The following is a 23033-nucleotide window of genomic DNA, read 5'->3' on the forward strand; positions in this document are numbered from 1 at the left end:
AACTAATCTCAACCAACAAAAAAGAGGCTGACATTATGTCAGCCTCTTCGGGTAGCTATAGGGTGCTGTCGTTTAGTTGATTACCAACCTTTAACTACGCCACCTTGGAAGATTTCAGATGCTGCGTTGTATACTTCGTCTGTTTGGTAAGATTTCACAAAGTTTTGTACGTTTTCAGCGTCTAGATTTTCAATACGAGAAACAATGATGTTCACGTATGGAGACTCTTTATCTTCAACAAAAATACCGTCTTTTTGTGGTGTTAAGTTGATGCTGCTTGCGTAAGTGGTATTGATTACTGACAAAGCCACATCGTCTAGAGAGCGAGGAAGTTGCGCTGCATCTAGCTCAACAATCGTAATATTCTTTGGGTTGCCAACGATATCGCGAACGGTTGCTAGAAGACCAACGCCATCACGAAGTGTGATAAGGCCTTGCTGTTCTAAAAGAAGTAGAGAGCGGCCAAGGTTTGTAGGATCGTTCGGTACCGCAATACGTGCATTGTCTTGGATTTCATCAACACTTTTAACCTGCTTTGAATAGCCTGCAATTGGATAAACAAAGGTATTACCCGCAATTGTGATTTTGTATTCACGGTCAGCGATCTGTTGATCTAGGTATGGCTTATGTTGGAACGCGTTGATATCGATTGAACCATCGTCTAACGCAGCATTAGGAGTAACATAGTCAGTAAAAGTGACGAGCTCAACATCAAGTCCAAACTTCTCTTTAGCGACTTTAGCGGCAACTTCTGCTACTTGAGCTTCTGCTCCTGCCATTACGCCGACTTTGATTTTTGAAGTATCGATCTCTTTTTCACCACAACCTGAAAGCACAAGTGCTGAGGCGGCAACGGCAATGGCTAATAAGCCCTTAAGATTAAATTTCATGACTCTCTCCTTGTTATATGATTATATTTTTTATCTAACTATCGGTGATCAACGCGGCGAACTAGTGCATCGCCAATCGATTGAATTATTTGTACTAATATAATAAGCATTACAACCGTCACGGCCATGATAACAACGTCGTAGCGGTGGAAGCCGTAGCGTATGGCGACATCACCCAAACCACCACCACCAACAGTTCCTGCCATTGCAGAGTAACTGACTAGCGTCACCATGGTGATCGTGACTGAGTTAATAATGGTTGGTAGTGCTTCCGGTAATAATACTTTGGTAATAATCTGGCGTGGCTTAGCACCCATTGATTGCGCGGCTTCGACTAGACCTGTAGGGACTTCTAAAAGCGCACTTTCAATTAAGCGTGCAACAAATGGGATAGCGCCAATCGTTAAAGGAACAATGGCAGCAGTCGTGCCGATGAAGGTGCCAATTAACAATTTAGTTAAAGGAATAATCGCGACCATCAAAACTAAGAAAGGGACTGAACGTCCGATATTGACGACTGCACCTAAAATACTATTGAGTTTGGTATTTTCTAACAGCCCACCTTTTTTACTGGTATGCAGAATTACACCTAGTGGGATCCCCACAGCAAAACCTACAATGCCAGCGACTGCGACCATGTAAAGGGTTTCAAGAGTTGCGCCTAGTAGTAGGTCACCATTTAAACTTAGCCAATCGATGATTGAATTAAAGGACATAACCTAATACCTCTACTTTTACTTTGTGTGCGCGTAAAAATTCAATCGCGCCGTTATCATCTTGTTCTGTTCCGAATAATTCAGCGACCATCATGCCGAATTTAACGCCGCCAGCGTAATCTAAGTCTGAGCTTAAAATACTGACATCGATATTGAATTTACGTGCGATTTGCGTCATTAACGGCGCATCAACGGTTTCCCCTGTAAACTCCAAACGCAATAGAGGGTAACTGCCATGCACTCGTGTTTCTTGTAGTCGAGCTTGGTAATCTTCAGGAATCGAAAGATCTAAGGTCGAGCGGATAAATTGATGGGCTAACTCTGTTTTTGGATGAGCAAAAATATCGCCAACACTGCCTTTTTCTACTAGTTTTCCGCCACCAATAATAGCCACTTCATGACAGATGCTTTTAACCACATCCATTTCGTGAGTGATTAATAACATGGTGATATTGAGTTTACGGTTAATCTCGCGCAGTAACTCTAGAATTGATTGAGTAGTTGCGGGATCTAGCGCGCTGGTGGCTTCATCACAAAGCAGTACTTTTGGATCAGACGCTAGCGCACGAGCAATGGCGACACGCTGTTTTTGTCCGCCACTTAAATTTGATGGGTAGGTCTCTTTCTTATCCGCCAAGCCAACTAAATTGAGCAGTTCAGTGACTTTTTTGTTGATGTCACCTTTGTCTACTCCTGCAAGCTCTAACGGTAGGGCGATATTACCAAAAACAGTTCGAGAAGAGAGCAGGTTAAAGTGTTGAAAGATCATACCGATGTTACGTCTTGCAGCACTTAGCTCAGATTTAGAGAGTTGTGTTAAGTCAACACCATCAACAATGACAGAGCCACTGGTTGGAGCTTCTAGCATGTTGACACAGCGTATAAGAGTACTTTTCCCTGCCCCTGAAGAACCAATAACCCCAAAAATACCACCTTGAGGGACTTGGAGGTTTATATCTATTAAGGCATTGATTTCTTTAGTACCTTGATAGAAAGTTTTGTTAACTTGATTAATTTTAATCATCTAAAAACCTATGCAGGAGTAACAGTGGAAAATGTTGTTCAAAGTTTGAATCTATAGAAGATGCTATGGGCTAACTTGATTTAAGTCAATAGATATTTTGACGTCTAGACGTCTAAAGGGCAATTAGGTAGTGCCGTAAGAAATAAAGCGTGTAATAATTCTTTTCATATAGAGTAGATAGAGACATAAATTTTGGCGAAACCAGCAGTTTTTCTAGATCGCGATGGTGTGATTAATGTTGATCATGGCTATGTGCATGATGAGCATGATTTTGAATACATCGATGGTGTCTTTGAGGCGACAAAGAAGCTTCAAGATATGGGGTACATGTTAGTCCTCGTGACGAACCAATCGGGCATCGCTCGTGGCATGTTCAGTGAAGACCGCTTTTTGTCTTTAACGCAATGGATGGACTGGAATTTTGTCGATCATGGCGTTGAGCTTGATGGGATTTATTACTGCCCGCATCACGCAGAACATGGCGTGGGTAAATACAAAGAAGATTGTGATTGTCGTAAGCCTAAACCCGGTATGTTTATCTCTGCTCGTGATTTCTTAAAAATCGATATGGAAAAATCCATTATGATTGGCGATAAAGCAGAAGATATGATGGCAGCCGAAGCGGCAGGGGTTGGAACGAAAATTTTAGTGAGGACAGGTAAACCAATCACTGAAAAAGGTGAAGCCATTGCCACCGTTGTACTTGATAGTATTAAAAATGTTCCAGATTACGTGCTAGGTGCTTAATGAACAAAAAACTCACTATTCTTGATATTGCCAAACTTTCTGGTGTAGGGAAATCAACCGTTTCACGAGTTATAACCAATGATCCGAAAGTGAAACCTGCAACACGAGCAAAAGTTGAACAAGTAATACAAGAGTCTGGCTATGTTCCATCAAAGTCAGCGCAATTGATGCGAGGTGGGAGTCAAAAAGTGATCGGGGTTATTATCTCTCGCCTCGATTCTCCCTCTGAAAATCGAGCGGTGAGTACGATGCTCGCTGAGCTTTATCGTGCGGGCTATGATGTCGTTATTATGGAGAGCCAGTTCAGTCGGAGTAAAACCAATGAACATTTAGCAGTATTACAAAAGCGTAATGTTGATGGTGTGATTGTATTTGGCTTTACTGATTGTGATGTTGAAGCTCTGAATTTATGGCAAGAAAAAGCCGTCGTTATTGCATTGGATACTCAAGATGTATCTTCGGTCAATTATGACAACATAGCCGTGATCCAACTGGCCATTTCTCATTTAGAGCTGATGGGTATTAACGATATCGCCTTTATAGGGGTAGATCCTAGTGATCGTTCCACTGGTGAACTACGTTTAAGTGCCTATCTTGATTGGTGCAAGAGAACGAGCGTCGAGCCTAATTATAAGACAGGCCAACTGCACCATGAAAGTGCTTATGGGTTAGTCGATGACGTGATTACGGAAACAACACAAGCGATTGTCTGTGCGAGTGATACTCTTGCCCTAGGCGTAATCAAACGTCTACAAGAGCTGCAACGTACGGATATTGCGGTGACAGGTGTCGGCGGAAATGATCTGCTTTCTTTTCTTTTTCCGAACATCTATAGCATTGACCCTGGCTACTCTCAAGCTGGAGAAAAGGCAGCTAAGCTGTTGATTGCTCAGCTTTCTGGTGAGGGTAGTATTACACATGTAACCCAAAAGCCTGTTGTTTAAAGCAGGCTTGTAACCCTTTTAAATAATGACTATTCATCCATGATTTTAAAGGAAGTTACCCTAAATCGTGCCGTGAAACTCACCATTGATTCCTATCTATTTAAGCTATTGTTTATTCATTTAAAATAAAATATTGTGTGATCTCTTTCAATTAATGGGAATGTTCCCATTTAAAGATTCTATTGATCTGTGCAATATACTCACATTGGTGCTTGGGAATGTTCCCATCGTGATAGGTATGAAAGTAGAGCTTGTTTGCGGGCACAGCCTTACTAACGTGCAGAATTCAGGAATAGAAATAGGGTGGATAGTTATGAGTAAAATAGCGAGACAAGACGTTGAGCGTCTTATACAGCTTGTCGGAGGGAATGATAACATTGCTAGTGTTAGTCATTGTCTCACTCGGTTGCGCTTTGTATTAAATGATACGGATCTTGCAAATAAGCAGGAACTAGAATCAATGCGCTTGGTGAAAGGCTGTTTTACTAATGCAGGACAATTTCAGGTTGTTATCGGCACTGAAGTTGATGAGGTTTACGCTATTCTCATTGAATTATCAGGCAAAAGTGAAGCGTCAAAAGATGAGTCTAAGCTCGCTGCTCGTCAGAACATGAATATATTAGAGCGCGGAATTTCCCATTTAGCAGAAATTTTTGTTCCGCTTTTGCCCGCAATTATTACGGGTGGTTTGATTTTAGGTTTCCGAAATGTGATTGGTGACATTCGCATGTTCGACGGAAAAACCCTTGTTGAAATCAGTCAATTCTGGGCAACCGTACACTCATTCTTATGGTTGATTGGTGAGGCGATCTTCTTCTTCCTTCCTGTTGGTGTTTGTTGGTCTACCGTTAAGAAGTTAGGTGGAACACCAATTCTTGGTATCACGCTTGGGGTTACCTTGGTCTCGCCTCAATTAATGAATGCTTACATGATCGGTAAACAAGTGCCAGAAGTCTGGGATTTTGGGCTGTTCGTGATTGAGAAGGTAGGCTATCAGGCTCAAGTGATCCCGGCAATGTTAGCCGGTGTAGCTTTAGCCTTTATTGAAACTAACTTAAAACGTATTGTACCTGCCTACTTGTACTTGGTGGTGGTGCCATTTGTCTCCATTATTCTTTCCGTCATTTTAGCTCATGCTTTCATTGGTCCCTTCGGACGTGTGTTAGGTGATGGCGTTGCTTTTGCGGCAAAAGCGGCAATGACAGGAGATTTTGCGGTGATTGGTTCTATTATCTTCGGTTTCTTGTATGCACCGTTAGTCATTACCGGGATCCATCACACCACGAACGCTGTCGACCTTCAATTAATGCAAGACTTAGGTGGCACGCCAATTTGGCCTCTAATTGCTTTGTCTAATATTGCTCAGGCATCAGCTGTGGTGGGTATTATTATTCTGAGTAAGAAAGAGGGCGAGCGTGATATCTCTATTCCTGCAGCTATCTCTGCTTACCTAGGGGTAACGGAACCTGCGATGTACGGTATCAACTTAAAATATAAGTTCCCAATGCTTAGCGCGATGATCGGTAGCGCAGCGGCGGCGGCGATTTGTGGCAGCGCTGGCGTTATGGCGAACGGTATCGGTGTTGGTGGTCTGCCCGGTATTCTGTCTATTCAACCTCAGTACTGGACAGTTTACTTAATAGCGATGCTGGTGGCGATTGTTGTACCTGTGGCGTTAACACTACTCAGCTACAAACGAGCACAAGCGAAAGGTGAGTTAACTGCCGTTAACGGATAATAGATTTTGGGGTGATGCTTTTGTCACTCCGTTTTTGATTTTTAGTAAGAGTAAGTCGAGATGATGATTCAAAAGAAAGATGCGTTGTGGTGGAAAACAGCAACCATTTATCAAATTTACCCAAAAAGTTTTTGCGACAGTGGTGCTCAAGGTTCTGGTGACATTAAAGGCATTATTTCAAAATTAGATTATCTGAAAACATTGGGTATTGAGGCAATCTGGTTAACGCCAGTCTACGAATCACCGATGATCGACAATGGTTATGATATTTCAGATTATTACGCGATAAATCCAGAATTTGGAACCATGGAAGATTTTGAACGTCTGCTGTCGGAAGCTCACCAGCGCGGCATTCGAATTATCATGGATATTGTCGTGAACCATACCTCAACGGCTCATGCTTGGTTTCAGTCAGCTCTGGGTGACAAAACAAGTCCATATCGTGATTATTATATTTGGAAAGATCCAGTAAACGGAGGTACTCCAACGAACTGGCAGTCTAAATTTGGTGGAAATGCATGGGAGATGGATGAGGCGACAAGCCAATACTACTTACATCTTTTTGCAAAAGAGCAAGCCGATTTAAATTGGGAGAATCCACAAGTTCGAGATGAAGTGAAAAAAGTCATCAGTTATTGGGCTGAAAAAGGGGTGGATGGTTTCCGGCTAGATGTGATCAACCTGATCTCTAAACAGCAAGACTTCCTTAATGATGAGATTGGAGATGGGCGACGTTTTTATACTGACGGCCCACGAGTTCACGAATACCTGCAAGAGATCAGCGAAGCGGTTTTCCAGAAATACGGGAGTGTCACGGTTGGTGAAATGTCTTCAACGACGTTAGAGCATTGCCAGCTGTACTCAAGTACGGATAACAAAGAGTTGTCTATGGTGTTCAATTTTCATCATTTAAAAGTGGATTATACGAATGGTGACAAATGGACAAAAGCGCCATTTGATTTTGTTCAACTGAAATCAATTTTCAATCATTGGCAGACAGGCTTGAACGGCAAAGGTTGGGGGGCGTTATTTTGGTGTAACCATGATCAACCTAGAGTTGTAAGCCGACTGGGTGATGATAAGCAATATCGAGTTGAATCTGCCAAAATGCTTGCCGCGTCTTTGCACATGATGCAAGGAACCCCTTACATCTATCAAGGTGAAGAGATCGGCATGACTAACCCTCATTATACTGATATTAGCCAATATCAGGATGTTGAGAGCACTAACATGTACGACATTATGGTGAGCCAACAAGGGGTGGAACACCTGGATATGATGGCGATCTTAGCGCAAAAATCCCGCGATAACTCACGAGCGCCAATGCAATGGAACAGTGAGCCTTACGCAGGATTTTCACAAACTCAGCCATGGCTTGATGTAGCGAATAATTACCCTGAGATTAACGCTGAGCAAGCACTTGAACACAAAGACTCTGTTTTTTACTTCTATAAGAGCTTGATTGAGTTACGTAAACAAGTGCCAGTGATTACGGATGGCAGCTATCAAGACCTCTTGCCCGAGCACTCATCCATTTTTGCGTATGTACGTGAGAACGAAGGGCAAACCTTGCTGTGTATTAACAACTATTATGGTGAAGAAACAGAGTGCGTTTTACCTGAGCGTTTTGAGATGATGAAGGCTAAGAGCCTGTTATCCAATTATCAAGTGAGCGAAAGTTTAGTTACGTCTCATCACCAAGTGCTACGACCTTACGAGACTCGTATTCTCCTGATTGAAGATTAGCCTCGTTACTATTTCAAGAAACCTAATTCTCAGTTCCCCCTAAAGATTTAGGTTTGAACAAAGGCTTTGGAGTGCTCCCAAAGCCTTTTTTATTGTTTGTGGCTAGTCAGCAGCCACGCTCAGGTTCAGTGAATCTAAGTCAGGGCTAGCTAATCGAAGTCAGTACCGCTGCTGATTCTTCGATCGTAGATTGCTCTACAGACATCAATTCAATCTGCTCAACTAGGCCGAGCGTTGGGTTGAACCAACGCTCAGACGATGTGCCAAACTCTGCTGAGTCCATCCCGACACAGCCAATGTAGTAAGTGTTTTTTTCCGTAAGATTCGCAGCTTCGATGGATTTACCCGAAACAGTGAAGCTCTTACGTACACCTGTTTCATTAATTTTTTGCTGCCAAGTAACTTGGCATGAAGCATCCGTGGGCAGTGATTGCACCCACTGGTGATCTTCAAAGTCACTTAACATATTCGAGACAGCTTCCCCTTCTAACGTGATTTGCATTGAAATAGTTTCTTCACTGATATCAATGATCGGGCTGCTCTCTTTTACGTCTGTTCCTTGCAAACGGAACAGTGGGCTGCTGTACATCATTCTTGTGATGTATTGGCTACCAATCAAGTAGGCATTGGTGATCTCGTGTAGACTGCGGTCGAGACCTGCAAAATAAATGCTGCCGTCTTCTTGTGTACCTTCAGCATTCGTCATGATGTCTTCAGAAACATAAAATTCGGTGATGCCGTAATTGATCAGGTCGTTGATAACTTGAACTACCGCTTTATTGCCGGCCTCTTCTTCTAACCCTGCAATAATGAGTTCACCGCTTAAAGGAGTGAAGTTCATGGTCATCACGCCTTCAGTCTGACCATCTTTGGTAAATGAGTAGCCCAATGTTGTTTCTGGTTTAGGGGAAAATGCAGAGCTCGCAATAGGGTAATCCACCTGACTGTTTGGACCTTTATTACCATCTATTGAACCAGATGAAGAGCTACCTCCGCCACCACAACCATAGAGAGCAAAGAGAGAGGTCGCTAGCAGCGTCATTGTTTTTTTCATGTTGAACATTCCTAAAGTTGAAAGCCCTTGGTGGGCCCGATGTTTTTAAGAATGCTATTGCTTGAGGAGTAAATAGGGCAAAAAACGAAGTCACATAAGATCTTAATTTATATTTAAGTTATTTATTTTAAAGGGCTTTTTGTTGTCCTTTGAGAACTGCTGCCCGACAGCGGTGCAGTAGTTAAGCATTAAGTTTTCCCACTGCTTTATGATCAGAGGCTCTTTAACGCTCAGCTTTAAGCTCTTCCAAGGCTGTAGGCAGGTCGATTTAGATTCAGGTTTAGATAGTCGAGCGAATAGATCTTCGGATGGAACCACTCTTAATAACGCAACCAGAGACTCCATGTAGTTGAGGCGGAACTTATCCATGTTGCCTTGCTTATAAGCAATGTGAGAAACCATCATATAAACCAACGCATTTTCGATCGTAGAGTTTCCTGAGGTATTGGTTAGGAGTTCTTTTGCGGTTTGCAGGTCTCTCAGTTTGAAATGAATGGTACCAACCCACAGTTTGAGTTCGTCCGGTAGTAACTTAAATCGAGTTTGAACAAGATTGGTGAATGCAATGAGCTTCTTCTGATCCGTTTCAAATAGAGCAAGTTGTCGCGCAATCAGAGTAGAGGTCATGGTGTTGAGTTTGATGTCATCAAACGTGATGGTTTTACCACTCAGCAATTCGCTGACTTCAGTGTTGTCGACTGACCATTCTGGCGACAATGGTGCGGGCAGAGCAAAGTAGTTAGCTAACTTTCGGTTGATCTCCATAACGCTGCTGCTGATATTATTAACATCAATAGAGTAAACCCCACCAAACGCCAGTTTCCCTGAGTTTGGGTAAATCAGGCTTATTTTAGCGACAAGGCGTTTATCTACTTCTTGATCCTTTAGCTGAATGTTAAGCAGGTAATCACTGGTACGCATGTTCTTTGCACCCGGAAAGAAGGGAGAGCTATCTATAGGGTCAAGGAAGTAGCTTGGCGCATCTTGGTTAGCAAGATCGGTGTAGGCGTATTCAATCTGCTGTTGAAGTAGCAATGCTTTTACGACTTTTCGGTATTTTCTGGAATTATCGCCAATGGCATCCAATCGATTCAGGAGAAGTTCGACCTTAGGAATCAATCGTTGGTCGCGTTCGACTTCAGAAGCACGAGTCGAAGGTTGCCAAAGCATATAACCCATTATCGCAGTGTTGATCAGTAAAACCAAAGACACCACAACAAGCCAAGAGTTAACTGAATTGGTGCTAAATCCTTTTTTACTGGTTGGAGATTCTATGGCTGCATCTCCCGCTGTGGTATCAGGGGAGTCCGCGGCAAAGCTAATCGAGCTTGGGTTAAGGAAATAGCCCTTGCGTGGGTAAGTCACCAGTATTTTGGTTGCATCGCTATCAGGCAGATATTTTTGAAGTACTGAACGTAAGGTACTGATTCTGTTTGTCAGAACATTTTTGGAAATGAAGTTACTTTGCCATACAGATTCAATGATGTGCTCGGCAGCGAGCGGTTGACCAACACTGGTAAGAAATAACTCTAAGAGCTCGATAGAACGAGGTTCTAAATCTATGATCTGTTCGCCGCAGCTTAAGACTCGTGTGTTGGGGTTGAATTCCAAGCCTTCAATGTAAATAGAGGCTTGTTGGTCTTTGGCGCTAGAGAGATAATCTTGCATAGAAAAGGCGACGGTTTATAAAACCTAAATACTAGCTGTTTTTGTTATTAAAAACAGCTAGTAATTCATAGGGTGGTTGGTATTAAGATACGTACTTCACAGTGTAGCGTGTTGGTTTGTGGTTCATTGCTAATACGACATTAAGCGCGACAGCTCCTAGTACAGAGACTGCAATGACTTCTGGCGCAACGAAGAAGCAAGATGTGAAAAGAATACAGCAATCGATAGCGAGCTGAGTCTTACCGACTGAAATCCCAAACTTGTCTTGAATGACCAAGCAAAGTACATTGAAACCACCTAAGCTTGAGCGGTGTCTGAATAGAATCAACATGCCTAATCCCATCAGTAATCCCCCTGCAATCGCACAGTAAATGATGTTCATTGTGTCGAGTGAGATCACTAAATATAGATGATCGGCAAAAACTGAAACTAACGCGCCAGAAATAGCACTATTGATCGCAAATCGGTGTCCGAAACGTCGCCAAGCGAGAATGTAGAAAGGACAGTTTGCCACAAAATACAGTATGCCAAATGACAGAGGAATGAACTGGGTTAATAATAGTGCTAGTCCTGTTGTGCCGCCGGTTAAAAGGTTCGCGGCCTGAAGGAAGAAAACACCCTGAGCAACTAAAAAGGTGCCTGTCAGTATTGCCATCCAATCTTCTTTACGTGAGTGTTTTTCCATCATTCTTATTTTTAACTGCTTAATAATGGCGTGCATAGTAGAGAAAAGATGATCTTTTCGGTAGCTTGAGAGGTTAAATTAAGGTAAACCTATGTAATCTGCGTTTTACAGGGTGTAAAACGTGAAATTGACACTCAATGTAATGACTCATGCGTGAAGTCGTTTCAGTATGAGGAGCGTTGAATGTCATTATGAAAAAACTGCATGATAAATTTTGCATTTACTCTTTATGACCTAGATCAAATTATGTAGAATGCATTTCATCAAAAACGGTTACGAAAACGTTTGCTTTCGGTCGTTGAGTGGTTTTTTTGAAACTTTCAGTACAATCTGAGTCAGGAGATACAGATGCTTAAGCGTGACATGAACATTGCTGATTACGATGCGGATCTATTCGCAGCAATCCAAGAAGAGACGATTCGTCAAGAAGAACACATCGAGCTAATCGCTTCAGAAAACTACACAAGCCCACGTGTAATGGAAGCTCAAGGTTCTCAACTTACTAACAAATACGCTGAAGGTTACCCTGGCAAGCGTTACTACGGCGGCTGTGAGTTCGTTGACAAAGTTGAAACGCTAGCAATTGAACGAGCATGTGAACTATTTGGTGCAGAGTACGCGAACGTACAACCTCACTCAGGCTCTCAAGCAAATAACGCTGTATACATGGCTCTACTGAATGCTGGTGATACCGTTTTAGGCATGAGCCTTGCTCACGGTGGTCACTTGACTCATGGTTCGCCTGTAAACTTCTCTGGTAAGCTTTACAACATCATTCCTTACGGTATCGATGAAGCAGGTCAGATCAATTACGAAGAGATGGAAGCGCTTGCGATTGAGCACAAACCTAAGATGATCATCGGTGGTTTCTCGGCTTACTCTCAAATTTGTGATTGGGCGCGTATGCGTGAAATCGCGGACAAAGTTGGTGCTTACTTCTTCGTTGATATGGCTCACGTTGCAGGTCTTATTGCTGCTGGCGTTTATCCAAACCCTGTACCTCATGCTCATGTTGTTACAACAACAACGCACAAAACCCTTGCTGGTCCTCGTGGCGGTCTTATTCTTTCTAATGAAGGCGAAGACTTATACAAGAAGCTAAACTCTGCGGTATTCCCTGGTGGTCAAGGTGGCCCTCTAATGCACGTTATCGCGGGTAAAGCGGTAGCGTTCAAAGAAGCTCTAGAACCAGAATTTAAAGAATACCAAACACGTGTGGTTGCTAATGCAAAAGCAATGGTTGCAGAATTCCTAGCTCGTGGTTACAACATCGTTTCAGGTTCAACAGAGAACCACCTGTTCCTTGTCGACCTAATCGATAAAGACATCACAGGTAAAGAAGCGGATGCAGCACTTGGTTCTGCGAACATAACAGTGAACAAGAACTCAGTACCAAATGATCCTCGCAGCCCATTCGTTACTTCTGGTATTCGTATCGGTTCTCCTTCTATCACTCGTCGCGGTTTCTCAGAAGCAGACGCGAAAGAGTTAGCGGGTTGGATCTGTGACATCCTAGATAACATGGGCGATGAGTCCGTTATCGAAGCGACGAAAGCTAAGGTATTAGAGATTTGTAAGCGATTACCTGTTTACGCATAATCGAATGTCTAGAATAAAGAAAAAGGAACGGTAATCGTTCCTTTTTTTGTGCGTGCTATATTTGTAGAAAATTGAAAACTAAATGCTAAGAACTGGAGAAAAGGTGATAGGCATAAAAAAAGTTGATGGGTAAACATCAACTTTTTAGATCGGATTCGTCTAGCAGGGAGAAGTGACTATTCACTGTCTCTCGTCCTCGGAATTATTTAATTTCCATGCCTTGAGCTTGTAAATCTGCATGGTAAGAAGAACGAACAAATGGCCCACATGCAGCATGAGTAAAGCCAAGCTCTAGAGCAATCTCTTTTAGCTCATCAAACTCAGATGGTGGCACGTAGCGTTCCACGGGTAAGTGGTGACGGCTAGGTGCTAAGTATTGACCTAGAGTTAGCATCGTCACGCCGTGCTCTCGAAGGTCTTTCAGTACTTGAACGATCTCTTCTTTGGTTTCACCAAGTCCCATCATAACACCCGATTTTGTTGGGATATCTGGGTGCTGTTCCTTGAATTTCTTCAATAGGTTGAGTGACCACTTATAGTTCGCACCTGGGCGAGCTTTACGGTACAAGCGTGGTGCTGTTTCTAGGTTGTGGTTAAAGACATCTGGCGGATTGTCTTTAAGTAATTCAAGAGCAGTATCCATACGGCCACGGAAATCAGGAACCAAGGTTTCGATTCTGATCTCTGGGTTTAATGCGCGAATTTCACGGTTACAATCTGCAAAGTGTTGTGCGCCGCCATCACGTAGGTCATCACGGTCAACTGAAGTGATCACCACGTATTTAAGCTGCATATCCTGAATGGTTTTCGCCAATTTTTGTGGCTCATTCGTTTCTGGTGCAATTGGACGCCCATGAGCAACATCGCAGAATGGACAACGGCGAGTACAGATCGCGCCTAAAATCATAAAGGTCGCGGTGCCGTGGTTGAAGCATTCTGCGAGGTTTGGACAAGATGCCTCTTCACACACCGAGTGAAGTTTGTTTTTACGCAGAGCCGATTTGATATCTTGAATACGTTTACTGTCAGAAGGAAGTTTGATTTTCATCCATTCAGGTTTACGCAGTACTTCTTTTTGCTCGGTTGGCATATTCTTAACGGGAATTAAGGCCATCTTTTCAGCGTCACGGTATTTAACGCCTTTTTCCATTTGGATAGGTTTGCTCATGATTTTATGCTTCTGCTGTAATGTTACTTTCGGCTTGGATATCCACTTGGTCGTAATCAAGTAGAGTCACAAGCTCTTGTATTAGTTGTTGTTCTACGGGTTCTAGGCTTTCTGGACCACCAAATTGACTCACCTGAACCATTTCCATACCTTCATAACCACATGGGTTAATACGCAGGAAAGGGGATAAGTCCATATTGACGTTGAGAGCCAGTCCATGGAATGAACAGCCTTTACGGATGCGAAGTCCAAGCGAACATATTTTCTTACCATCGACGTAGACTCCTGGGGCGTCAGGTCGGGCGGCTGAATTGATATTGTATGCTTTTAGCGTATTAATTACGAGATTCTCAATGTGCGTAACGAGATCTCGCACTCCGAATTTTTTCCTGCGAATATTAATTAGAAAATAAACAACAAGTTGGCCAGGGCCATGGTAAGTCACTTGCCCACCACGGTCGCTTTGCACTATCGGAATATCGCCTGGGTTTAGGACATGTTCTGCTTTGCCCGCTTGCCCTTGAGTAAACACCGGATTATGTTCAACAAGCCAAATTTCATCGACTGAATTTTCGTCACGAGTATCGGTAAAATCATGCATGGCTTTCCAGACTGGTTCATAATCTTGTCTGCCTAACTTTTTAACGATCAGTTGATTGTGCAAACCGCGTTCCCTCAAGGATTAATAAAGTGTTTTCATTATAAACTCGAAAAGCATTTCTCACTACTGGAAATCCGTATCAATTAACAGATGTTGGTAGTAATCGTTACAACTGGTTTTAAATACTGTTACGTTTCAGTCGTCTGCTAGATAAGAAACTTATGTCTAGATAGCAAAACAGCGACTATTGAGCCGCTGTTTGATGTTTTTGTTCGGAATCTGGTGATATACCGAATTACAGAACCATACGTACGATATCAATCTCGCCTAACTCTTTGTATAGAGTTTCGACTTGTTCGATAGAGGTCGCCGTAATATTAATGGACACTGAGTTATAAGTACCTTTACCACTAGGTTTTACTGTTGGGCAGTAATCTCCTGGTGCATGGCGTTGGATAACTTCTAAAACCAACTCAGGCAGTTCTGGTTTAGCATAACCCATTACTTTGTACGTAAACGAACAAGGAAATTCCAGTAGGTCTTTTAGTTTAGCATCAGAATTAATGTTCATGTTTGACTCCAAGTTGGAAAGCAATTTTCGATAACAAGGGCGGGATATTACTGGCAATGAGGTTGGAACTCAAGAACAACAAAAGCCGCATTTAGCGGCTTTTGTTATTAGAAAGAACAAATTCTAAGTTAGAACAAGCCCTTTAGCAGTAATACGATGTAATCCCATAAGCGGCTAAATAGGCTGCCTTGTTCTACATTTTCAAGTGCAAGCAGTGGGTATTCAGCGACATCTTCACCATCAACTTGGTAGAAAAGTTTACCGACAACATCACCTTTACTGATTGGCGCTTCAAGCTCTTTCTCTAGAACAAAGCTCGCTTTTAGGTTCTTCGCTTGGCCGCGAGGTAAAGTTACATATGTATCTGTATCTACACCAAGAGCAACGGTATCTTTGTCACCCATCCAAATTTTCTCTTCAACAAACGTTTCACCAGCCGTGTGCGGTGCGACTGTTTCGAAGAAGCGGAAGCCGTAACCCAGTAATTTCTTACTTTCAGATTTACGAGCGTTGGCATTTTTGGTTCCCATCACAACGGCAACAAGGCGCATTTTACCTTCCGTTGCTGAGCTAACTAAGCTGTAACCAGCATTACTTGTGTGGCCAGTTTTAATGCCGTCCACATTCATGCTTTTATCCCAAAGAAGGCCATTACGGTTGTATTGAGTAATACCGTTGTAGGTGAACTTCTTCTCAGAGTAGATTCGGTACTCTGCTGGCACATCACGAATAAGCGCTTGGCCAAGTAAAGCCATATCGTAAGGTGTTGAGTATAAATTAGGGTTGTCTAGGCCGTGCACGTTAGCAAAGTGTGTGTCTGTCATGCCAATTGAGCTTGCCCAAGCATTCATTAAATCGACAAATGAATCTTCAGAACCTGCAATATGTTCAGCCATCGCAACACAGGCATCGTTACCTGATTGGATAATAATGCCGCGATTTAGCTCTTCTACTTTTACCGTTGTGCCAACTTCAATGAACATCTTTGAGGAGTCTGGGAAGTTTTTAGCCCAAGCATTTTGGCTAATAACGACATCATCTTGTAGGCTGATATTTCCGCGATCTAACTCCTGACCAATGACGTAGCTAGTCATCATTTTGGTTAAGCTCGCTGGAGACAGTTTGGTATTCATCTCTTTTTGCGCGAGAACTTTCCCTGAATGGAAGTCCATTAGAACAAAACCCTTCGCTGCGATTTGCGGAGCGTCAGGTACGACAATAGGAGCGGCAAACGCTGAAAATGCGATAGAGGCAGAAAGCGCGACCGATGAAGTTAAAATAGATGTAACGATTTTTTTAGTTTTGTTCATTTTGGGTGCAATTCTTTGGTTAACTGTCGGTATCTTAACAGAATCATTCTGGCAAGTCAGAAATGGTAACACTAGAAGCAGTGCTACTCATTGTCAATAGTGTTACTCATTGTTAATTTTGGCGTATGCTTTTTGATAAAAGCGGATGAATAGCCCAACATTTTAACTTGTTCTAAAGTTGTCTGCGTCAGAGCGTAGTCATTAAATGGGCCAAGGAACACTCGGTGCTGTTGCTCTGTACTCTCAAGAAAACTAGCAACTGATAGTTTTTGACCTAATTCATCCGCTAAAGTTCGGGTACGTTCAGGATGTTTTGAAGTGGCAACTTGAATAATGTACTTAGGCAGTAGCTTATTGGCTTGTTCGCCTACTGGTTTATCGATATTGATCACTTCAATCTCGACACTTGCTGTCCCTGTTTTAACGACATCGAGTTTATAAGCGGCGGCATAGCTAAGATCTATGATTCGACCTTCATGAAAAGGACCACGATCATTGACTCGAACAACGGCTGATTTTCCATTATCCGTATTGGTGACTTTAACATAGCTAGGAATCGGTAGCGTTTTATGGGCGGCAGACATGGAATACATGTCATAAATCTCACCATTTGAAGTTAGGTGCCCGTGAAACTTCTCTCCGTACCAAGAGGCTTTTCCTTGCTGTTTAAACTCATTGGTATTTTTGATTATTTTGTAATCTTTCCCTCTGAGTGTGTAGTCCGTATTCCCTCCTAGACTGTAAGGTTCATATTTTGGATGTGCATCTTCAATATGGTCAACAGTCAGTGGGGCATCAGGGGCAATATCATTATCTATTGAGTAGCGGCTAGCATCCTCTTTAGTTGAGGTACACCCAACTAAAACGGTGCCAAATAGAGCGAAAATGAAACAGCTGCGCATGGTCATAATTTATGTTGCCTTTGAGAATGCTTTTCTATGTGTATGGATCGACATTAACATACCGAAACCTGCCATAAGTGTCACCATAGAGGTTCCACCATAGCTTATCAGGGGCAGTGGTACACCAACTACGGGAAGAATGCCGCTCACCATGCCTATATTTACGAAAACATAGACAAAGAAACTGAGAACGATACTACCAGCCATCATTCTCCCAAAAGCGGTTTGAGCTTGGCTCGCTAAGAATAGCCCACGACCGATGATAAATAGATAAAGCGTTAATAGGAGTAAAATACCTATCATGCCCCATTCTTCTGCGATGACTGCAAAGATAAAGTCAGTATGTCGCTCTGGAAGGAACTCCAATTGTGATTGAGTACCTTGCAACCACCCTTTGCCTGAGATGCCACCTGACCCGATGGCGATTTTACTTTGAATAATGTGGTAACCCGCTCCGAGAGGATCAGATTCCGGATCAAAGAGTGTTCTTACGCGAACCTTCTGATATTCACGCATCAAAAAGAACCACAGGATAGGGATAAAACAACCTAAGGCTGTTGCGGCAGCTGCGATGATCTTCCAACTAATACCAGCCAGAAAGATCACAAAAATGCCAGAAGCAGCAATGAGGATTGAGGTTCCTAAGTCCGGCTGTTTTGCAATCAAAATAGTGGGAAGAAATACCATCACTAATGATATTACGAGCGTTTGAAAGGTCGGTGGGAGCGATCGCTTACCGATAAAGCGAGCGACCATTAATGGTACTGCAAGTTTGAGTAATTCTGATGGTTGGAATCGAACAAAGCCTAGGTTAAGCCAGCGTTGTGCCCCTTTTGAAGCCTCACCAAAAAACAGTACGCCTAGCAGTAGAACCACGCCACTGACAAAAAGTAAGGGCGCAAGCGTTTCATAGGTTCTCGGAGAGATCTGCGCTAAAAAAAGCATAACCCCTAAGGCTAAAGCCATACGCATCGCTTGGCGATCCATCATCGCCAGGCTCTGACCACTGGCGCTATACATCACAATGAGACCAAACCCCATAAGCACAAGTAAGCCAAGAAGGAGAGGCAAATCAATGTGGAAGCGCTCAAATAAAATTCGATTGCGACCGGTTGATGGATCCAGTTTCATTACTTGTTAGCCTCTTTCGAATTGAGAATGACATGGTCGAAAATTTTGCGCACCACAGGGCCACCATTGCTTGAACCGCCGCCTGCATTTTCAAGAACTAGGGTCACGATCAATTGTGGATCATCAACTGGGGCAAAACCGGTAAATAATGCGTGATCGCGTAAATGTTCCGCGAGCTCATCTGCGTTGTACTCTTGATCTTCTTTAAGGCCGAATACTTGTGCGGTCCCCGATTTTCCCGCAGACACATAAGACATTTTTTGGAATGAGCGTCTTGCTGTTCCCTTTTTGCCGTGATTCACTCGGCGCATCCCATCTTTTGCGATATCCCAATAACGAGTAGGCACGTTAGTGATAGGCGGGTAAGTCACGATCTCAGAAAGTTGTTGAGAAGAAAATTCGCCGCCATTCTCAATGGTTGAACGCAATAGGTGAGGAGCTGTCACTTGGCCATCATTCACCAATACTGATGTTGCCTTGGCAATTTGCATTGGTGTTGCCGTCCAATAACCTTGGCCAATACCAACAGGAATAGTATCACCTTGATACCATGGTGTTCTGTGTCTGCCCATTTTCCAGTCTCGGGTTGGCATATTGGCTTTGCTCTCTTCGTTGATATCAATGCCAGTGTAATCACCAAAGCCAAACATCATCATCCAACGAGATAGGCGGTCGATCCCCAGATCAAACGCGATTTGATAGAAAAAGGTATCCACAGACTCTTCAATTGCTTTGGAGATGTTAACTTTGCCATGTCCCCAGCGAAGCCAGTCTCTGAATGGTTTGGTTTTTGAGTTGGGTATTTTCCAATAACCGGGATCGTTACGTGTTGTACTTGGTGTAATAACCCCTTCCTCTAATGCCGCGACAGCAATAAAGGGCTTAATGGTTGATGCTGGTGGGTAAATACCGAGTGTGGCTCTATTTACCAGTGGGCGGTCTGGGTTGTTGAGTAGTGCGTTATAACCTTTCACCGATATTCCATGCACAAATGCATTGGGGTCATAACTTGGGCTAGAGACCATCGCAAGTACGCCATTGTCTTTCGGATCCAGAACAACGGCAGAGCCTCGGCGTCCATCTAATAATTTAGTGACGTACTGTTGTAGCTTAATATCTAAATTAAGAACAATATCTTTCCCTGGCACAGGAGGAACATATTTTAGAGTTCGGATAATTCGCCCGCGGCTATTGACTTCCACTTCTTGGTAGCCGGCAATCCCATGTAAGACATCTTCGTAATAGCTTTCGATGCCCAATTTCCCGATATCACGGGTTGCTTGATAATTGGAGTCTTTCTCTTCTCGAATCAGTTTCTGCATATCGCGGTCATTGATGCGAGACACGTAACCAATAACGTGAGTAAGTTCTCTTCCAAAAGGGTAGAAACGCTTTAGTGTTGCAGTCACTTCAACCCCAGGGTATTTGTGCTGATTAACTGCAAAGATTGCGACTTGTTCTTCTGTTAACTGAGTTAATAACGGGACCGACTTAAAACGGCGAGCGCGTCTTTTCTCTTTTTTGAAGCGAGCCACTCGTTCTGGAGAGATCTCTAAAATTGCTCGAAGACGTTCAATCGTCTCATCGATGTTTTTAATTTTTTCAGAGGTGAGTTCTAAATTATAAACAGGGCGATTTTCGGCAAGTAATACACCATTACGATCATAAATCAGGCCACGGTTGGGCGCGATAGGAACGACTTTAATGCGATTGTCGTTAGAGCGAGTTTTATAATCTTGGTATTGGTTGACTTGGATGTTGTATAGGTTTGCAATGAGAAGCCCCATCATCACAATAATACCAATAAATGATACAACAGCACGGCTAGAAAATAGCCGTGCTTCTGCTTTGTAATCTCGTATTTGGCTACGTCTGCGTAACATTACAAATTATTCTCGGTGGTACGGATGATTAGTTGTAATACTCCATGCTCGATATAAGCTTTCAGCCATAACGATTCGAACAAGGGGGTGAGGAAGTGTGAGTGCAGATAAAGACCAACTCTGCTCAGCTGCCGCTTTACAAGCCGGTGCTAACCCTTCAGGTCCACCAATTAGGATAGAGACATCACGAGCGTCTAACTTCCAACTCTCTAATTGACCAGCTAGCTGTTCGGTATCCCATTTCTTACCTGGGATATCGAGCGTAACAATGCGGTTGCCTTTAGGTACGGCAGCCAACATCGCTTCCCCTTCCTTTTGCAGAATACGAGCAATATCAGCGTTCTTTCCGCGCTTGCCTGCTGTAATCTCAATTAAATCGAGTGGCATGTCATGTGGGAATCGACGACGATATTCTTGAAAGCCTTCCTCTACCCACTTGGGCATCTTTGTTCCGACTGCGATTAATTGAATTTTCAAAAGACTAGCTCCACAACTTTTCTAGTTGGTAAAGCTCACGGTGTTCCTCTTGCATCACATGCAACATGCTTGTGCCTAAATCTAGAACGACCCATTCACCTTCTTGCTCACCGCTAATTGCGATAGGTTCAATACCTGATTTTTTCATTTCATCGGCTACATGTTCTGCGATAGAAGCGACATGGCGCTTAGAAGTGCCCGTACAAACAATCATGTAATCTGTGATGTTTGATTTGCCTTCTACATTAATCGTAACAATGTTTTCTGCTTTCATGTCGTCAGCTTTATCAGCTAAGAAGTTGTTCAATTCTGCTTGTAACACGGTGTGTTCCTCTGGGGCTTAGATATAAGCTTTAAATAAAATGGTAAAAATGAAATTCATTTCGCGGGCAGTGTATACCACGATTTTAGTTGTGAAAAGCGGTCGAGAACGGTATCTCATGCTCAGGCTTACACACTTCTAGGCTTAACTGTATTAATTGTGGCCAAGGTGAATGTTCATATTGTGTTTTTGCTGTGAGCTCTATTTGAGTCAGTAAAATGAGCAGTCGATGAATCTTAGCTACAGATAAACGCTGAAGCGCGGCATTATAAAACGGTCGCTTTGATTGCCATATTCTATTTTTTTCAAAGACTTGAGCCATATTCATCAGCTTCGATTGTTGATGCATTCTAAGCAGTAGGCTGAACTCTTTTTGAATGCTTCGAAGTAGAATGACCGTTTCGACACCTTCGGCTTCAAGCTGACGTAATATCCGCTGTGCCCGATTGGCTTTGCCTATTAATAGGGCATCGATCCAATGAAAAGTCGTAAAATGATTATGTCTGCTTAAGGCTTCTTCTAAGCGAACGAGCGTAAGTTGTCCGTCAGGGTAGAGTAAAACTAATTTTTCTAAGCTCTGAGCCAGTGCAAATAAGTTACCTTCATGCCACTGAGCAAGCATTTGTAGTGCTTCTGGATCTGGCTTTAAGCCTAATTTTCGACAACGAGCTTGAACAAACTGTGGTAGACGCTGGATGTCTGGCGTTAAGCAGCTGACCCAGTCACCCTGTGCGGAGAGGGCTTTGAACCATTTGGCATTTTCTTGCGCTTTCGTCAGTTTGCTACCGACAAGGATCAGTAGAATATCGCTATGAAGCAAGCTTGATAGTGCGAGTAACTCTTTTGCTATTGCCGCATTTACGCCTGATTCTGGAAGCTCTAATTCAATAATTTGGCGAGAAGAAAACAAGCTAAGTGCTTGGCAGCAATCCGCAACTTGATTCCAATCCAAACTGTTATCAATTGAAAATCGATGTTTTTCATCGAACCCTTGCTCTTTAGCGATATGTTGAATCGCTTCGCGGCTTTCCTGAAGCAGTAATGGTTCATTACCAAATAGCAAATAGACGTTTTGAAGTTGACGGCTAAGGTGCTCGGTTAATTTGTCTGCATAAATGCGCATTATTGATCTTAATTACTGCTTGTTGATTGGTTATTGCTATTAGGCAAGCTTGACGTCGCGATATCACGAGATTTTTTTAGCTCAGCTTCACTTATTTGAGTTCGAGTTCGAGCAAGCTGACGGATGATCTGAGCGGCAGCCTGTGTACGCATTTCACTTTCAATGACATCTCGTTCAACTGATTTTGCTAGGGCCGTTAATGGGTTGTCTAAGTAATTACGATTAACGGTAGTGGAAAAAACGTCTGAACCGATAGTTGGTAGAGTTACTCGATAAGAGACTTTATAGGTCAGCTCTTTCTCTGCGGCTTGGCTATTTTGGTATAGAGAAAGAGTCCGTTCATCGATGCTTTCATCGATGAGGTGAATATTGGGAGTGGTGTTCGATGGTGTTACAAGAGTGATATTGTTAAGTATTAGCTGATCTTTAACATCACGAGTTAACTCATTATATTGGTCGAAACTGGTTAGTGAGAGTGTTGCAAGCTCTTGTGGGATGGAGTATTCGCCACGTAAGTGGAAGCCACATGCACTGACTAAACTAGTAAGTAAGACAACAAGTGAAATCTTCATTGACGGTAGGGAAAATAGGCGCATTGTTTGATGGCTCTCATGTAGTGGAATACTTATCTCAGCCCACTGTTGTGCTAATGAAATAGGTTGAGATAAATAGTTGGTTAGTTTGAATAATAAACAGGACAGTAATGGCTGTCCTGTTTAAAGACAGATTAACTA

Annotated in this window: 22 protein-coding genes; 5 read left to right on the forward strand and 17 right to left on the reverse strand. The window is 42.9% G+C overall.

The annotated features are described in order from the left end of the window. Positions 1-80 precede the first annotated feature (80 nt). Genes FCV43_RS19170 through metN form a run of 3 tightly spaced genes read right to left on the reverse strand, consistent with a single transcriptional unit; the run spans position 81 to position 2630 of the window. Positions 81-890: a MetQ/NlpA family lipoprotein gene (locus FCV43_RS19170; protein ID WP_113796478.1), complete on the reverse strand. Its 810-nt coding sequence runs from the start codon at positions 888-890 to the stop codon at positions 81-83. A 38-nt stretch (positions 891-928) separates the two neighbouring features. Then, the gene (locus FCV43_RS19175; RefSeq protein WP_017053010.1) at positions 929-1606 is read right to left on the reverse strand and encodes a methionine ABC transporter permease; all 678 of its coding nucleotides are present in this window, start codon (positions 1604-1606) and stop codon (positions 929-931) included. After that, complete coding sequence (metN, locus tag FCV43_RS19180) at positions 1596-2630, reverse strand: methionine ABC transporter ATP-binding protein MetN (RefSeq protein ID WP_017053011.1); 1035 nt, start codon at positions 2628-2630, stop codon at positions 1596-1598. The genes FCV43_RS19175 and metN overlap by 11 nt, the downstream gene beginning before the upstream one ends. Positions 2631-2822: 192 nt before the next feature. On the opposite strand from metN, the gene gmhB reads away from it, so the two are divergent. The 4 genes from gmhB to treC all read left to right on the forward strand — a co-directional run bounded on the left by gmhB (position 2823) and on the right by treC (position 7805). Then, the gene (gene gmhB / locus FCV43_RS19185; protein ID WP_017053012.1) at positions 2823-3377 is read left to right on the forward strand and encodes a D-glycero-beta-D-manno-heptose 1,7-bisphosphate 7-phosphatase; all 555 of its coding nucleotides are present in this window, start codon (positions 2823-2825) and stop codon (positions 3375-3377) included. Then, the gene (gene treR, locus FCV43_RS19190) at positions 3377-4321 is read left to right on the forward strand and encodes a trehalose operon repressor TreR (protein ID WP_017053013.1); all 945 of its coding nucleotides are present in this window, start codon (positions 3377-3379) and stop codon (positions 4319-4321) included. The genes gmhB and treR overlap by 1 nt, the downstream gene beginning before the upstream one ends. Before the next feature lie 313 nt (positions 4322-4634). Further along, on the forward strand, positions 4635-6059 hold the full coding sequence (gene treB, locus FCV43_RS19195) for a PTS trehalose transporter subunit IIBC (protein ID WP_017053014.1): 1425 nt from the start codon (positions 4635-4637) through the stop codon (positions 6057-6059). A 60-nt stretch (positions 6060-6119) separates the two neighbouring features. Beyond that, positions 6120-7805, forward strand: a complete 1686-nt coding sequence (gene treC, locus FCV43_RS19200) for an alpha,alpha-phosphotrehalase (protein WP_136996076.1) — start codon at positions 6120-6122, stop codon at positions 7803-7805. A 145-nt stretch (positions 7806-7950) separates the two neighbouring features. On the opposite strand, the gene FCV43_RS19205 is transcribed toward treC, so the two are convergent. The 3 genes from FCV43_RS19205 to FCV43_RS19215 all read right to left on the reverse strand — a co-directional run bounded on the left by FCV43_RS19205 (position 7951) and on the right by FCV43_RS19215 (position 11212). Beyond that, positions 7951-8859, reverse strand: a complete 909-nt coding sequence (locus FCV43_RS19205; RefSeq protein WP_136996077.1) for a hypothetical protein — start codon at positions 8857-8859, stop codon at positions 7951-7953. Positions 8860-8961: 102 nt separating this feature from the next. Continuing rightward, positions 8962-10527, reverse strand: a complete 1566-nt coding sequence (locus tag FCV43_RS19210) for a winged helix-turn-helix domain-containing protein (RefSeq protein ID WP_136996078.1) — start codon at positions 10525-10527, stop codon at positions 8962-8964. Positions 10528-10609: 82 nt separating this feature from the next. Continuing rightward, positions 10610-11212, reverse strand: coding sequence for a YitT family protein (locus FCV43_RS19215; RefSeq protein WP_029203416.1), 603 nt, complete (start codon positions 11210-11212; stop codon positions 10610-10612). A 348-nt stretch (positions 11213-11560) separates the two neighbouring features. On the opposite strand from FCV43_RS19215, the gene glyA reads away from it, so the two are divergent. Further along, a complete protein-coding gene (gene glyA / locus FCV43_RS19220) occupies positions 11561-12811 on the forward strand; it encodes a serine hydroxymethyltransferase (protein WP_136996079.1) in 1251 nt (416 codons plus the stop codon). Between the two features lie 202 nt (positions 12812-13013). On the opposite strand, the gene lipA is transcribed toward glyA, so the two are convergent. The 11 genes from lipA to lptE form a co-directional block, all read right to left on the reverse strand. Beyond that, positions 13014-13979 carry a lipoyl synthase gene (lipA, locus tag FCV43_RS19225; RefSeq protein ID WP_017053020.1) on the reverse strand — a complete coding sequence of 322 codons (966 nt, stop codon included), beginning with the start codon at positions 13977-13979 and terminating at the stop codon, positions 13014-13016. A 4-nt stretch (positions 13980-13983) separates the two neighbouring features. Beyond that, entirely contained in the window at positions 13984-14643 is a 660-nt protein-coding gene (lipB, locus tag FCV43_RS19230; protein WP_136996080.1) for a lipoyl(octanoyl) transferase LipB, read from the reverse strand. A gap of 232 nt (positions 14644-14875) precedes the next feature. Then, positions 14876-15151, reverse strand: coding sequence for a DUF493 family protein YbeD (gene ybeD / locus FCV43_RS19235; RefSeq protein ID WP_017053022.1), 276 nt, complete (start codon positions 15149-15151; stop codon positions 14876-14878). A gap of 128 nt (positions 15152-15279) precedes the next feature. Next, positions 15280-16461: a serine hydrolase gene (locus tag FCV43_RS19240; RefSeq protein ID WP_017053023.1), complete on the reverse strand. Its 1182-nt coding sequence runs from the start codon at positions 16459-16461 to the stop codon at positions 15280-15282. 83 nt (positions 16462-16544) lie between these two features. Continuing rightward, the gene (locus FCV43_RS19245) at positions 16545-17369 is read right to left on the reverse strand and encodes a septal ring lytic transglycosylase RlpA family protein (RefSeq protein WP_136996081.1); all 825 of its coding nucleotides are present in this window, start codon (positions 17367-17369) and stop codon (positions 16545-16547) included. Between the two features lie 3 nt (positions 17370-17372). Then, complete coding sequence (rodA, locus tag FCV43_RS19250; protein WP_017053025.1) at positions 17373-18494, reverse strand: rod shape-determining protein RodA; 1122 nt, start codon at positions 18492-18494, stop codon at positions 17373-17375. After that, positions 18494-20377 carry a penicillin-binding protein 2 gene (gene mrdA, locus FCV43_RS19255; RefSeq protein ID WP_113796463.1) on the reverse strand — a complete coding sequence of 628 codons (1884 nt, stop codon included), beginning with the start codon at positions 20375-20377 and terminating at the stop codon, positions 18494-18496. The genes rodA and mrdA overlap by 1 nt, the downstream gene beginning before the upstream one ends. 6 nt (positions 20378-20383) lie before the next feature. Beyond that, complete coding sequence (gene rlmH, locus FCV43_RS19260) at positions 20384-20854, reverse strand: 23S rRNA (pseudouridine(1915)-N(3))-methyltransferase RlmH (protein WP_029203417.1); 471 nt, start codon at positions 20852-20854, stop codon at positions 20384-20386. Between the two features lie 4 nt (positions 20855-20858). Continuing rightward, the gene (rsfS, locus tag FCV43_RS19265; RefSeq protein ID WP_017053028.1) at positions 20859-21176 is read right to left on the reverse strand and encodes a ribosome silencing factor; all 318 of its coding nucleotides are present in this window, start codon (positions 21174-21176) and stop codon (positions 20859-20861) included. 85 nt (positions 21177-21261) lie between these two features. Then, complete coding sequence (gene holA, locus FCV43_RS19270) at positions 21262-22299, reverse strand: DNA polymerase III subunit delta (protein ID WP_017053029.1); 1038 nt, start codon at positions 22297-22299, stop codon at positions 21262-21264. 8 nt (positions 22300-22307) lie between these two features. Then, complete coding sequence (lptE, locus tag FCV43_RS19275; RefSeq protein WP_084654812.1) at positions 22308-22895, reverse strand: LPS assembly lipoprotein LptE; 588 nt, start codon at positions 22893-22895, stop codon at positions 22308-22310. Positions 22896-23033: the final 138 nt, after the last annotated feature.

The organism is Vibrio genomosp. F6 (assembly GCF_005146325.1).
In the GTDB taxonomy this organism is placed as follows: domain Bacteria; phylum Pseudomonadota; class Gammaproteobacteria; order Enterobacterales; family Vibrionaceae; genus Vibrio; species Vibrio cortegadensis.